This window comes from Vibrio sp. R10-SG3-ISO10 (assembly GCF_059834185.1).
Window position 1 is genome coordinate 187,553 of record NZ_JCBDHG010000024.1, and the last position, 12,782, is coordinate 200,334.

At 45.1% G+C, this 12,782-nt stretch carries 8 protein-coding genes; 2 read left to right on the forward strand and 6 right to left on the reverse strand.

Translation table 11 applies throughout. From position 1 onward, the window contains the following. The 6 genes from AC6R16_RS20530 to hemL form a co-directional block, all read right to left on the reverse strand. The gene (locus AC6R16_RS20530) at positions 1-987 is read right to left on the reverse strand and encodes an ABC transporter permease (RefSeq protein WP_004742646.1); all 987 of its coding nucleotides are present in this window, start codon (positions 985-987) and stop codon (positions 1-3) included. 173 nt (positions 988-1,160) lie between these two features. Further along, entirely contained in the window at positions 1,161-2,843 is a 1,683-nt protein-coding gene (locus tag AC6R16_RS20535; RefSeq protein ID WP_500675570.1) for an ABC transporter substrate-binding protein, read from the reverse strand. A 651-nt stretch (positions 2,844-3,494) separates the two neighbouring features. Beyond that, the gene (locus tag AC6R16_RS20540) at positions 3,495-6,881 is read right to left on the reverse strand and encodes a response regulator (protein ID WP_500675571.1); all 3,387 of its coding nucleotides are present in this window, start codon (positions 6,879-6,881) and stop codon (positions 3,495-3,497) included. A 209-nt stretch (positions 6,882-7,090) separates the two neighbouring features. Next, the gene (rsmC, locus tag AC6R16_RS20545; protein WP_500675572.1) at positions 7,091-8,113 is read right to left on the reverse strand and encodes a 16S rRNA (guanine(1207)-N(2))-methyltransferase RsmC; all 1,023 of its coding nucleotides are present in this window, start codon (positions 8,111-8,113) and stop codon (positions 7,091-7,093) included. Between the two features lie 94 nt (positions 8,114-8,207). After that, complete coding sequence (locus AC6R16_RS20550) at positions 8,208-9,293, reverse strand: AI-2E family transporter (protein ID WP_500639259.1); 1,086 nt, start codon at positions 9,291-9,293, stop codon at positions 8,208-8,210. A gap of 264 nt (positions 9,294-9,557) precedes the next feature. Further along, positions 9,558-10,850 carry a glutamate-1-semialdehyde 2,1-aminomutase gene (gene hemL, locus AC6R16_RS20555; RefSeq protein WP_500675573.1) on the reverse strand — a complete coding sequence of 431 codons (1,293 nt, stop codon included), beginning with the start codon at positions 10,848-10,850 and terminating at the stop codon, positions 9,558-9,560. A gap of 251 nt (positions 10,851-11,101) precedes the next feature. Between hemL and erpA the strand changes: the two genes are divergently transcribed. Further along, complete coding sequence (erpA, locus tag AC6R16_RS20560; RefSeq protein ID WP_004742653.1) at positions 11,102-11,443, forward strand: iron-sulfur cluster insertion protein ErpA; 342 nt, start codon at positions 11,102-11,104, stop codon at positions 11,441-11,443. Between the two features lie 252 nt (positions 11,444-11,695). Then, entirely contained in the window at positions 11,696-12,778 is a 1,083-nt protein-coding gene (locus AC6R16_RS20565; RefSeq protein WP_494505546.1) for an efflux RND transporter periplasmic adaptor subunit, read from the forward strand. The last annotated feature ends 4 nt before the right edge of the window (positions 12,779-12,782 follow it).

The following is a 12,782-nucleotide window of genomic DNA, read 5'->3' on the forward strand; positions in this document are numbered from 1 at the left end:
TTATTTTCCTCCCTTGCGCAGGCGAGGGTCTAGAACGACATAAGCCATATCTGCAATTAAGTTAAATGACAGCATAAACAGCGTCATAATGATTAATTGACCTTGAAGAACCTGGTAATCACGTGCGTGAATCGCGTTAAGTAGAACCGTACCAAGCCCTGGGTAGTTAAAGATGATTTCTACAATTAGCTGACCGCCAATCGCCATACCGAGTGACATTGAAAGGGCAGTCACACTTGGCAGTAGTGCGTTTCGCGCTGCGTAGTTGAAAACAACGCGGTTTTCGCTCAAACCCTTACCTTTCGCCATGGTGATGTAGTCTTCGGCGAGTAGGTTAATCATGTTGTTACGCATGTTGATCAAGAAGCCACCGATCTGAACCACAGAAGCACAGAACAGCGGTAGGATGGCGTGGTAGGCGACGTCTTTGATGAATTCCCAGCTTGTCCATTCAGGCACTGTACCTGCTGTGTAGGCATATCCTGTTGGGAACCACTTCAAGCCGATTGCGAAAGTAAAGAGCGCTAGCATCGCAATAACAACTTGAGGGACGGCTTGAATAATGAGCATACCTGGCGTGACGAAAGCATCGTACTTGCTGCCGCGCTTCCATGCGGCGAAGATGCCTAAGATAGAACCTAACGAGAATGAAAGGATTACGGCTGAACCTGCAAGGAACAGTGACCAACCAAATGCACCACCAAGCAGTTTGTTTACAGATAGCGGGTAGAATTGGATTGAAGTACCCAGTTCCCAGCTAAGAATGTTTTTCATATATGCGATGTACTGAACAAATAGACCGCCATCGACGAAACCTAGCAGCTCTTTCATTGCTGCAATACGTTCAGGAGTTACCTGAACCGATGCGTTTGCAAACATCATGGTGACCGGATCGCCCGGCATCGCACGTGGAATAATAAAGTTTAGCGTCGCAGCAACTAACAGCGCGACCAAATAGAACGACAAACGTCTTAAAAAATAACCCATAACTTACACCTTACTTACCCAGATTTTCCCTGTTTCTGGCTTCAGGTCGCCCTAGCGAAAACGAAAATTTAGAGCGAACAATCCCCTGACGACTAGCGCCACATGACAAACTGGTAACAGTGAGGGGGATTTTGCGGCATACGGAATGTATGCCGCATAGTTAGAACAACTACTTATTTAACTGGTTTTAGGTCCAGTACGTGTAGTAGACGCTCTGGGATACCAGCCCAAATGTTTGGACGGCCTTTTGGATTTTCTTCGTTCCACCAACCAGTAAAGCGAGTTGTGTTGTATTGGAACATGTATGCACCAGACAGTACTGGAATCGTTACCTGGTCTTTAGCAATGATTTCCTGAATGCCGTGAGCGATTTCTAGCTGCTCGTTCTTATCAGCTGTTTTGTAGAAGCTGTTAAGAAGACCATCAAGTTTGTCGTTCTTGTAGTAGTGCATTGCAAAGCGAGGCATACCGTCACCAGCTTGTAGCTCAGAGTTGTAGCCACTGTTCCAGTATAGGTGTGGATCCGCACCGTGGAAGTAGTTGGTGTAAGCAACGTCATACGTAGCTTCTAGCATCGCTTGGTTGTACACAGAGAAGTCTGGAGTACGAGCTTTTGCTTTAATACCTACTTCAGCAAGTTGCTCAACCGCTAGTTGAACTGTGTTGTTGAAGTCAGTCCAACCGTTAGGAGATTGAATCAGAAGTTCGAAAGACTTACCTGATGGAGTGTCTACGAAACCGTCATTGTTAACATCTTTAAAGCCAGCTTTTTCTAGCAGCTTTTTAGCGCCTTCAACGTTGTAGGTGTTGTAACCTTGGTATTTCTTATGAATGCCTTCATCAGACCAAGTCTTAAATGCATAACCTAGACCTGAAGCGAAGTCATTCACTGTACCGCCGCCGTAGAATGCAATGTCGATAATCGTTTGACGGTCAAGTGCCATTGAGAATGCGCGGCGGAAATCAACGTTTGTTAACGCTTCATTTTTAGCTGCGTCAGGGTGCTTAAAGTTAACAACGAATGCTTGTGTACCTGCTGGCGGGTACCAATAGTGGTGCTTAGGACTTGCCGCTGCATAGGTACGATCGATGTCTGGAATGAATGATGAAGTCCAGTCCATTTCGCTGTTTACAACTTTACCAAGGAATTGGTCGTTGTTTGCGATCTGAGGGACGCGCAGACAGTCTACATCTAGGTTATCTGCATCCCAGTAGTTCGGGTTTTCACACTGAATGTAAAGTTGTGGAGTGAAAGTCGCGATTTCAGTAAACGGACCAGAACCTACTGGATTTTCGTTTGTGAACGTTGATGGATCTTTTACTTTACTCCATACGTGCTGAGGTACTACAGGTACTTTAACAATTTCGTAAGGAGCATTTGAGTTCGCTTCTTTGATATTGAATTTAACTTGGTAGTCGTTCAATTTCTCGACACTAGAAACCCAAGAGTTGATACCACTTTGATCAAGTTCAGGCTTCTCTTTCACTAGATTAAATGAGTAGATCACATCATCCGCGTTGAAGGTTTCGCCATCAGACCATTTCACACCTTTACGTAGGTCAAATACAACGCTAAGTAGATCGTCTGCAATGGTGTAGTTCTCTGCTAGACGGAATACAGGTGTATTACCATGCATCTCGTTGAAAACAACAAGTGGCTCGTATAGGAAATCTGTCGTTGTGTGTAAGTTCGTTGCACCTAGGTATGGGTTAAAGTTACGTACGAAAGTGGTGAACTCTTTAGGGTGGATAGTTAATTCACTGCGTTCAGCTGCAGCGGCTACTGAAGTAAAACCAGTTGCTGCTGTTGCGATAATTGCTGTTGCTAGTGCTGTTTTTTTAATGTTGGCAAGCATAGCTGTTCCTTACTATTTGCTTTCATTTCACTAATGGATGGAATGTCATCAATTGAATAACACTCACTAAGGCCTACCTCTGTAGGTAACTTTTCGCCGGAGGAGGCGAGTTGTCTAGAGTGGCCTGTAGGCCTTAGGCACAGTAAGAAAACACCTTAACGTCAATTTTCGCAATTGCTATTCCCGTCAAAATCGTCAAAACCCCTAATTATGACGTCAATAATGTTAAAAAAGCGTGGTGGGAGCGATTTTTGGGCAAATAATTGAGTTTGAGGTGAGTCGCATTAAGTTACCTATTGAACTTACCTTGTTAGTGCTTACTTACTCTACGGATGTTTAAACGTAAAAGGTATTCTTCCATTTATATATCTTGAGATCTTAGTCACGTGTGCCTTAAAGCGTTAATTTCTTCCACTAAATAAAAACTGCCGTCTTGTTGTGATTGGCTTCGCAATATGAGCTTTATTTGTTCAATAGAGAGAATAATAAGCCTGTTTCGGTAAAATAGAGCAAGTGATAAAGCTTGAAAATAACACCTTGTTAGAGTTGTTTTACGCAGCGTATTAACGTTATCAGCAGGTGCTGAAGTCATTGTAGTTAGGTAATAAAAAAGCCTGCACAAGCAGGCTTTGGTTGGTTTGTCGCTACACGTTAACTAGTGAGCAAATACTGCAATTTATCGCGTAATCCTTCTATATGGGTTCTCTCTGGACTTTGTTCATTGCAGTGTTCGAGAATGTAATCGAGAGAGCTTAATACGGTTCTCCAGCGTGGTGTTTTCGGCAGGGTTTCTGGCCGGAGGTATTTGTCCAAGGTACGGGTTTGCAGCGTACTCCGGTCGAGATAAACTCGCCACAAACCACTTTGTTCAGCAAAAGCAAACTTAGTTTGGCCGGTTACCGACTCCCAATAAATAAGCGCGCTGGTCATCGCTTCTACCAATACTTCGCGCATCACCTCTTGTTTTGATTTGTTGTCGCTTGTTGCTCGATCGGCCAAGCGAGTAAATTCTCCGCCTAATTCTTTAAGCTCTTGCAGTTTGGCTTTATCCCCTTCAAAAGCGAAGCTAGATAACGCCTCAATAGCGGTTTCTAGGTTGTTAATACGCGCCGCATTGATACCACCACCCACGTTAAAGATGTACATAGAGCGCAGTCCAGCACCTTCAGGTAGTTTAAGGATATCCGCCGATAGGTGTTGCCTCACATCTTCTACATAGACGTCAATGGTGCCGCAGTAGTGTTCCTGTTCTACGTTGAGGAACTTAGGTGCAATGATTTCGTCGGCGCTTGAACGTTTAAGTTGTTCGGTTGAGCGTTTAAACAGTCTTGATGCAGCCTCGTTGGCGAAGCGAATCTTATTGTCTTCTCGTACACAGACAATGGCTTCAGGAGCAGTCTCAAGTTGCTCAAGTAGTCGGCCTTGTGTTTCAAGCAAACTGGCTTCTACAATCGCCCGATGTTTTAGCTCTTGTTGAAGCTGCTGATTTTCGATTCGACGCTGTTCTGCTTTACTTGCTGTGAGGTGAGCGACGATCCGAGCAGCCAGCTCCTGCTTATTAAATGGCTTGGAAAGATAGTCGTTGGCACCCGCATTAAAGCCGCGTACCCGATCATCAGTTTGGTTTAATGCAGTTAACATGATCACGGGTAGTTGCGCATGATCGTAGGTCTCGCGGAGGGATTCACACACTTGGTAACCACTCATTCCCGGCATCATGATATCCAGTAGCAGCAGCTCAGGCTTTTCCTTAGTGATGGCTTCAAGTGCCTCATGACCATCTTTCGCAGTTCGAACACGATAACCTTCCAAACGTAAGAAACTATCCAATACTCGCAGGTTTACGGGTTCGTCGTCGACAACAAGTAATAGCGGTCCGTCTGGATTTTCGGGTAAGCTTGTCGGTTCTTCTAGTTCAACCTCACCAGAGTTTGGTGCTTTAAAATGAGCTGATTCATAATGGTTTGCTTGCTCAATTTGTTCCGTGTTGGCGATTGGCAAAGTGAAGCTAAAGGTGGTTCCAACCATAGGTTGGCTGCTGACGTAAAGCGTACCTTGCATCAGTTCAATTAGCTGACGGCTAATCGACAAGCCCAACCCAGCTCCTTGACGATAACGACTCGCGTCACTGCCGGCTTGAATAAGAGGCTCAAAGATGTGGTCAAGTTGATCGGCTGGGATACCTTGCCCTGTATCGACCACTTGAACGCGAATGTTGTCATCTACCACACTAGCAGAAATAACGATTTTTCCTTCGCTGGTGTACTTAATCGCATTGCCGACTAAGTTATAGAGAACTTGCTCTAGTCGTTGCGGATCAGCACTGACCCAGACAGGTTCATCTGGAACCTGATTAATAATCCGCAGAGGTTTGGAGCCTATCAAGTGAGAGGAAAGTTCTAATACCAAACGAGTAGAGCCTGATAAATCGACGGCACTGGTCTCGATATCTAGATTGCCATAGCGCATTTTGTGATAGTCGAGCAGGTCATCAACCAAGGTCGCTAAACGTTGACCACTATTGATGATGATATCGAGCTGATACTTATGCTCAGAAGTGATCGGGCCATTGGCACCAGAGGCGAGCGCTTCAGCAATGCCAACCATACCATGAAGTGGTGTGCGTAGCTCATGGGAAGTGGTGGCTAAGAACTCATCCTTGAGCTTATTTGCCAATTGCAGTTCTTCGTTTTGTTTTTGGATTAGCTGTAGATTGCTTTCTAGCTCTTCATTTTGCTGTTTGATTAACAGGATCTTCTCTCTAATGGAGCGCTGCATGCGCTCGAAGCTGATCGCCAAGCGCCCGATTTCATCTTTGCGCTGGGTGTTGTTCATGTCCGCATCAAGATCGCCCGCCGATACTTTCTCTGCTGCCCAAGTCAGTTGCAGCAGCGGGGAAGTGATGAAGTTCGACAAATAATGCGAGGCCATGACAACCAAAAGAATGGCACTAAGCATGGCGAAGATAAATAGGGTTTCGAGCTGGTGGACACGGGCGAAGGCGACGCTTTCTGGCACTTCTACCACGATAGCCCAATCAATACCTTTGAACGAAATTGGACTGTAAGCGGCAATAATCGCTTCACTTTCCGTATTAGTATAAGTGCCGACATCGGTTGCGCCTGCAAGGGCTAGGTCGACCACTTGACGACTTTTATCAATATCTTCTTGTTGGTAGGCAAGGGTACGTGATTGATGATCAGAGCCAACCAACAGCGTCTTCATCGACACTAAATTACTTTTGTCGGCGACCAATTTGGTGATGGCATTGTTTGGCAACCTGAACATCGCATAACTGTGTAGGTAGCCTTGCTGGATAATAGGAGCTCCAAGCCAAGCTACGGTTTTTCCTTGTTCATTAGAGAAGTCGGAAATGATCAGAGGGGTAAAATCTTCATTGGTTTTGCGTTTATCGTTGACCAGATTACGCAGCTTAGCAAAGGTTTTACCCAGGTTATCGTCTTTGTATTTACCCGTCAGAAGGTTAGTACCAAAGTTATCATGTTTGTAGATCGAGTAGGTGACGTTGCCTTCTCTATCGACAAGCAAAATATCATCAAAGTCAGAACGTTTTAGAAGTTCTAGATATGCCCAGTGATATCGTTTGTGGAGCAGGCGGTAGCGCTCTGTGCCGTTATAGACACTTGATTGAGGTAATATCGAGGTTTTGATTTGGTCACCAGAGCCTTGGATATAACGGCGTTGAGCGTACTCACGTGCTTGCTCCATGTCTAAGCCAAGACTGCTAAATGCGTTGACTAAACCGTAGAAACGCCCACCGCTGGCATAGGCTAACTCTGAACGGACAAAGCCCATTACCTCAGACTCCTTGGCGTATAAGTAATCGATCACTTGTTGGCGCTTACTATCTCGAACCGAGGTTAGGTGTGAGGTACTTTGCTCTTGAAGATCTTGAGTGTGGGATTGTAAGAAAAAGATCGCAATTACCGTCAGAGGGGTAATACTCAACACTAAAAATGCCAGCATTAAGGTACTCTGAAGGCGTTTAAACTTCTGTTTTCGATAAAACTTAAACATAGCCTGAGTTTAGTTTCCGTAACAATACTGCTTATATGGAAGAGGGCGCCCCAGATAAGCGAGACAAAACGTTATTTTCCTAAGATGACAAAATTAACGAGTTTTTTTACTTTGACAAGTAAGTTGCGATCAAAGCGTGGAGAGTGGCTCAAATTTAATGGCTATAGGTGGGATATTGCCCAATCCAAGTGAGGGATTGGGCGGTTAAATTACTTTTTCGCGTGGTAAATAGCGAATTTGCTGGTCTTATTTAGCGTCTCACAATTACCGTAAGCTTGCTCAATAATCGGTGGATACTTTAAAAAGCTATTGGCGACAATGTACAAGTGACCTTGGTTTGCGCTCTGCTTTGGACCTTCGGCAAGTAAGGTTTCTGTTGCGCTATAGCTAGTATCTAGTCCCGCGTGGAACGGCGGGTTACTAATGATAAAGTCATAATCGTTACTGGTATCAGAATAGATATCAGAGGCAAAGACTTTACCTGTTAAGCCGTTGGCTTCTAAGGTTGCTTTGCTCGATGCCACTGCTAATGCACTGATGTCGCACATTTCTAGCTCAATATCTGAATTCAATAGTGCCATCACACTACCGATAACACCGGCACCACAACCCAAATCGAGCACCTTGCCGCTTAGGTTAGGTAGCGTATCAAGCAGTAGCTTACTACCGATATCAAACTCACCATGACTGAATACACCTGGCAAGCTCTTAATCGTCAGCGAAGTTTGCTGATATTCAACTTGATAGGTTTTAAACCAAGCTTGCAGCTCAAACGGAGCGGGAGTTTGTGTACACTGTCCCCAGTAGAATGAGCAGCGACGTGCAGAATCGTATTTGGTAATCAAGCCATACGGCTTAAACATTTTCTCGATGCTTTTCACACCTGAACGGTTTTCCCCGACAACCACGATCTCTGTGTCTTTGCCAAGTTTTGCCATCAGCATAGCGAGCAAGTATTCCGCTTCGGCTTTTGCTTTCGGCCAGTAGAGCAGCACCATATCGGCTTGAGTCTGCTGATTAAATTCAGCACCAAAGACACTTGTCACCTGCGAGTATGCGCTCAACTGTCGATGGTAACCATAGTTAGTGGTGAAGACAGTGACAGAGTGGCAGTGTTTAGTAAGTTCGACGGGAAAAAGATCTTCAGCTTCTCCAGCGACCAAAACGTGCTTACCTTCGAAGTAGGCAAACTGTCTCTCAGCGATTTGACTTGGTGCAATATAAGCAGACATAGCAAACTCAGTATAAAAAAATGAGGGAGGATTTTCGCATAATCCTCCCTCATCTTGAAGTGATAAACTCGCTCAACAGCGCTTAACGTAAACGCTAACTGCGATCTTGTTGATCAAGGAAACCTTGGAACTCTTCTTCATAGATATTGAACAACACCATGGTGACGGCAAAGATGATTGGACCGTAGATCAAGCCAATTAAACCAAACAGATGTAGACCACCAAGCAGTGAGAAGAAGATCATCAACGTATTCATTCCCGCGCTGCCTTGCATTAGTAGTGGACGCAGCAAGTTATCGATCGAGCCAACGATCGCGACGCTCCAAACCGTTAAGAAAATCGCCCATGTGGTATCACCGATTAAGAACAAGTAAATCGCGGCAGGAATCCAGATTAGTGCTGTTCCTACTACAGGGATAAAGGAAGCAAAGCCCATCATGGTGCCCCAGAATAAGCCCGGGAATCCAGCAAGCCACATACCAATACCACCCGCAAAGCCTTGCGCAATGGCTGTTAAGAATGAGCCCATCACGGCAGATTTAGCTACCTGTTCCACTTCATCCAGTAGCTTGTCTTCTTGGCTACGTGACAGCGGTAAAATGTGTCGAATCGCACTGATGATCTTGTCGTGGTCGCGGAGTAAGAAAAACAACACGAACAACATCAAGAAGAAATCCATTAAGAAGTTGGTCGCATCGCCTAAGATTTTTGCGCTGATACCAACAAGGTTACTGCCAAAAGAAGTAGCAAATTGCGCTACCTTTTGGGCAATTTCTTGAGGGCTAATAGTATCAAACGGTAAGTAAGTATTGACTAACGACAGTCCATTCACCACCCAAGGATGTTCGAAAATCGTTTGAATACCGCCATGGGTTACCCACTGATAGACATTTTGTGAAAAAGCCGAGCCTTGCTGAACAATGGCTGCAAACACAAACAACAGCGGAAAAACGATGATAAAGGTGAGTACTATACATGAGAGTAGGGATGCCAAGTTGGTGTGCTTTGGCATGCGTTTTTCTATCCACTCATGAATAGGAAACATCAGTAGTGAGATGATAAATGCCATGACAATTGAGTTGATGTAAGGCTCAACTAACAAAAAGCACGCAAGCCCAGCAGCAAGTAAGGCAACAATCAATACCCAATGGCTGGAAGTTAATTTGACTTTATCTGACACTTTTCTTATCCAAGATTTCGATACTGTATCAGTATAATGGCGGTAAATGTCTGAGTGTTCAACGCAAAATCAAAATGTTATTCGCGGAGTGGAAAGAGTATGGGCTGTTGTGAGAAAGAGAAATGTTGCGATAGTAAGAGCGAGCCTAAGCGTAAAATACCTTGGTTTGCTCTGATGTTGTTAGGTTTGGCGGTGTTAGTGGTCGTTAACTGGCAATAAAAAAGGCTGCACCTAGCAGCCTTCAATCAGTAATAAGAGCTATGATTATGCTTCTTCAGCAATAATTGCGAAACAACGGTCAGCCGCTTCTAGGGTCGCTTCGATCTCTTTGCTACCGTGAGCGAGTGACGTGAAGCTCGCTTCGAATGCTGATGGAGCAAGGTAAACACCGTGGTCTAGCATTAGGTGGAAGAAGCGTTTGAAGCGTTCGATATCACATTTGGTCACATCTTCGTAGCGGGTAATGCTTTCTTGGTCAGTGAAGAAGAAGCCAAACATACCGCCAACTTGGTTAACCACTAATGGAATGTTGTGGTTGTCAGCCAGTGCTTTAAAGCCTTCTGCAAGTTGCTTGGTTTTTGAAGCTAAGCGTTTTTCATTGCCTTCTTCTTTTAACAGGTCCAAACATGCAAAGCCTGCAGCCATTGCCACTGGGTTACCAGAAAGCGTTCCCGCTTGGTAAACAGGGCCTGTTGGTGCGATATGTTGCATAACTTCTTTACGACCACCGAATGCGCCAACTGGCATACCGCCACCAATAACTTTACCTAGAGTTGTAAGGTCTGGCTTGATGTTGTAGTAGCCTTGTGCGCCGCCTAGAGCAACTCGGAATCCTGTCATTACTTCATCAAAGATTAACAGTGCGCCTTCTTCATCACAGATTTGACGAAGCCCTTCGTGGAAGCCTTCTACTGGCGGAATACAGTTCATGTTGCCTGCTACTGGCTCTACGATGATACAAGCGATCTCACCTTTATTTGCTGCAAACAGTTCACGTACTGAATCTAGGTCGTTAAATGTTGCGGTTAGCGTGTGCTTAGCAAAATCAGCAGGAACACCTGGCGAGCTAGGTTGACCTAGAGTCAGTGCTCCTGAGCCAGCTTTAACCAATAGGCTGTCTGCATGACCGTGGTAACAACCTTCAAATTTCATAATCTTGTCGCGGCCAGTGTAGCCACGCGCTAGGCGAATCGCACTCATTGTCGCTTCTGTACCTGAACTTACCATGCGCACTTGTTCCATCGATGGGACAAGTTCTGACACAAGCTCAGCCATAGCAATTTCCATTTCAGTCGGAGCGCCAAAGCTTAGACCACGCTGTGCTGCATCAATAACAGCTTCCCGGATGACTGCGTGGTTATGACCAAGAATCATTGGCCCCCAAGAGCCCACGTAGTCGATGTAAGCTTTACCATCAGCATCAAAAATCAATGGGCCGTCGGCACGTTCTACGAAGATTGGCGCGCCACCAACGCCGTTAAAAGCACGTACTGGAGAGTTTACGCCGCCAGGAATGGTTTGCTGTGCTTTTTGAAATAGATCAGCTGATTTGGTCATGGGATATCCTCTTTTGATTGCTCGGACCAATTTGGCTCGCATTGTACCTGCCCTGCTTGATTCAATAAAACGCTTTGCGCCACATTCTGAATACTTTGACAGCAAATAAACCTCAAATAGTGTAAAAATTGGCTTGAAAAGTGGTGAATACTTGAACGCTTCACTCAGGTATTAGATAATCACTGCAATATTAAAAGATAAGTTCCAGATGGTGAGTGCAGTCTGGATGCAGAAGACTGAGAGAGGTCATCGTGAGCGAAGTAAATATCCCATTAACATTTTCAGATGCAGCGGCTCAGCGAGTAGGTGCTTTAATTGCTGAAGAAGAGAATCCAAACCTAAAGCTACGTGTTTACATCACGGGCGGCGGTTGTAGCGGCTTCCAATACGGATTTACGTTTGACGAAAGTGTCAATGAAGGTGATACCACGATTGTAAACAGTGGCGTTACCTTGGTGGTTGACCCTATGAGCCTCCAGTACCTAGTGGGTGGACAAGTCGACTACACAGAAGGCCTTGAAGGCTCGCGCTTCTTCGTGAACAACCCGAATGCGACCACTACCTGTGGCTGTGGTGCATCTTTTAGTGTTTAACCACTGACTGTTTTTGTCAAAGGCTGCATTGATTGCAGCCTTTGTTTTATCTGCCTCTCAGATTCCAGAAACTGAGACCTACTCTAAAATACTGTCCAACTGTATTTTATTTTTGTTTGGTTAATTTATATCCTGAATAATACTTCTCACGAATGAATATCGTGAGCCCCTATATCTAAGGCTTACCTAGTCACCGTTACCTAGGTTGTTACGGTTGAATTAGGATGCGATATAGAATTACTAAGGATAGTTATGGCTAGTATCTCTCCGTTGCGTTTTATCGCGACCAGACCTTATCTTGTATCTCTTTTTTTAGTCACTGTACTTACGCTCTGGCTTGGCGTTGGTATGTTGAATGCCGAAGACTCGACACCGCAACATAACGAACTGGAGATCCCTTTAGCTAAAGTCGCTTTCACTTCGTTTGTCGCCAACCCCACCCATAAAAGCATCGATCTCTATGGACGGACCGCTCCCAATAAGCAAGCAAAACTAGGCGCTGAGATCGCAGGTAAAATTACTCAGCTTAAAGTTTCCAAAGGGGACAGTGTTAAACAAGGGCAAGTGATTGCGTTGATTGATAAAGGCGATCTTGAGATTCAGCTTGAGCGCGCACAAGCCATGCTTAAGGTGAAAGAGAAAGAGTTTAAAGCGGCCAAGTCACTGCAAAGTAAAGGCTTACAGGGTGAGGTTGCCTTCACCAATGCTCAGGCGGGATTGGTTGAAGCTAAAGCTATGGTAAGCAATGCTAAAATTGCTTTGCGTAACACCTCGGTGACCGCGCCCTTTGCTGGATTTGTTGATCATCTGTTTATTGAAAAAGGGGATTTTGTCGGTGTTGGCGATCCAGTCGCAAGCTTGCTTGACTTGAGTATGATTGTGATTGAAGCCGATGTCAGCGAGCGACATATTCAGGATCTGGTTTTAGGCCAACAAGCGCAAGTTCGCTTTATTAATGGCCAACAGGCACAAGGCAAAGTTCGCTATATTTCGCGCGTTTCGTCTGACTCGACCAACACCTTTCCGATAGAAATCGAGCTGCCTAATCCTAAGCAGAGAATCCCTGCTGGTATCAGTACTGAAGTGACACTGAACTTGCAAGATCAACTTGCTATCAAGGTGACGCCAGCCATGCTCGCTTTAGATGAAGCCGGTAATCTAGGGGTTAAAACTCTAGTCGCAGATCGTATTAAGTTTGTTCCTATCAACCTAGTTAAAGCTGAACAAGATGGAGTGTGGCTAACAGGATTGGGCGAGAGTGTTGATATCGTCACTACCGGGCAGGGCTTCGTTCGCGATGGCGATCAAGTCATCGCTGTAGAACAGCAAGATTAGGAGG

Excerpts from the sequence above, each read along its gene's own strand:
- AC6R16_RS20530 (WP_004742646.1), bottom strand. The coding sequence starts at position 987 with ATGGGTTATTTTTTAAGACGTTTGTCGTTCTATTTGGTCGCGCTGTTA.
- AC6R16_RS20535 (WP_500675570.1), bottom strand. The coding sequence starts at position 2,843 with ATGCTTGCCAACATTAAAAAAACAGCACTAGCAACAGCAATTATCGCA.
- AC6R16_RS20540 (WP_500675571.1), bottom strand. The coding sequence starts at position 6,881 with ATGTTTAAGTTTTATCGAAAACAGAAGTTTAAACGCCTTCAGAGTACC.
- rsmC (WP_500675572.1), bottom strand. The coding sequence starts at position 8,113 with ATGTCTGCTTATATTGCACCAAGTCAAATCGCTGAGAGACAGTTTGCC.
- hemL (WP_500675573.1), bottom strand. The coding sequence starts at position 10,850 with ATGACCAAATCAGCTGATCTATTTCAAAAAGCACAGCAAACCATTCCT.
- AC6R16_RS20565 (WP_494505546.1), top strand. The coding sequence starts at position 11,696 with ATGGCTAGTATCTCTCCGTTGCGTTTTATCGCGACCAGACCTTATCTT.